Below are 948 nucleotides of genomic sequence, written 5' to 3'. Positions count from 1 at the left end.
GGCTGGGCTCCTGGCGACAGGCAGGTCAGGTGGGGTCCGGGGCAGCCCAGGGCTCGTCGTCCTCGGGCTCGTCCTGCACCCGCAGGGCCGCGATCCAGTGCGGCAGCAGCCAGTGCAGCACCAGGACGCCGAACCCCGCCGTCGCCAGCGGGACGGCGAGCGCGTCGACGCCCGCGCCCGTGAGCCAGGCGACGTAGAAGCTGAGCAGCGCCGCGGCCATCACCGAGGAACTGATCCGGTAGGCCAGCGCGTGCACCGTGCCGCGCTCGGCGAGCTGCCGTTCGTCCAGGACGCGGGGGCGCAGTTCCAGCAGGCCCCGCGTCATGGAGTTGAGGAGGCCCATGAGGGGGATCCAGACGACCAGCGCCGCCACCAGGGCGACCAGCGGCCAGCGGGACGCCACGGCGAGGGGCGTCACCATGCCCGCCGCTCCGACGGCCGTCACCCCGATGTGCGCGACCACGATGCGCCGCCGTGCACGCCGGGTGGCGTGGTACCGCTTGGTGCGCGCGTCGTTCATGGTCTTGAGCATCCATGCGTCGTAGCGCGTGGCGTTCGTGCGCGTGGCGTTCGTGCGCGTCGCGGTCATCGCGGCGTCCTCCCCGTGTCGTTGGCGCTGTCCGGCCCGTCAGCCGGGCCGTACAGCTCGTCCGTGAGCGGGCGGAAGGGCTCCAGGGAGAACAGCGCCTCCACCGGGAGCCGGAAGTGGGCGGCGATCCGGAGCGCCAGATCGAGGCTGGGGTTGTACTGCCCGCGCTCGATGTAGCCGATCGTCTGGTAGTGCGCGCCCACCGCCGTGGCCAGCGCCTGCCGGGACACCTTCCGCTCCGCCCGTACGACCGCCAGCCTGTTGTGCACCTGCTCGCTCATGTATAAGGAGTACTACATCCAGCCGCAGGCCCGCAACACCGTCTGCCCCGTACGCGTCCGCCCCGTACGCGTACGCGC

At 72.4% G+C, this 948-nt stretch carries 2 protein-coding genes; both read right to left on the bottom strand.

What is annotated here, in order from left to right:
* Nucleotides 1-25: 25 nt before the first annotated feature.
* Complete coding sequence (locus AB8Z75_RS34885; protein ID WP_369209144.1) at nucleotides 26-589, bottom strand: hypothetical protein; 564 nt, start codon at nucleotides 587-589, stop codon at nucleotides 26-28.
* Nucleotides 586-870, bottom strand: a complete 285-nt coding sequence (locus AB8Z75_RS34880; RefSeq protein WP_369209142.1) for a helix-turn-helix transcriptional regulator — start codon at nucleotides 868-870, stop codon at nucleotides 586-588. The genes AB8Z75_RS34885 and AB8Z75_RS34880 overlap by 4 nt, the downstream gene beginning before the upstream one ends.
* Nucleotides 871-948: the final 78 nt, after the last annotated feature.

The sequence above is a fragment of the Streptomyces sp. PU-14G genome (assembly GCF_041028275.1).
Classification (GTDB): Bacteria; Actinomycetota; Actinomycetes; order Streptomycetales; family Streptomycetaceae; genus Streptomyces.
Note: the sequence above shows the minus strand (reverse complement) of the source record. Positions and strands in the feature narration are given on the sequence as shown.

Bases quoted from the DNA above. Each gene is read 5' to 3' on its own strand.
- AB8Z75_RS34885 (WP_369209144.1), bottom strand. From the start codon at position 589: ATGACCGCGACGCGCACGAACGCCACGCGCACGAACGCCACGCGCTAC.
- AB8Z75_RS34880 (WP_369209142.1), bottom strand. From the start codon at position 870: ATGAGCGAGCAGGTGCACAACAGGCTGGCGGTCGTACGGGCGGAGCGG.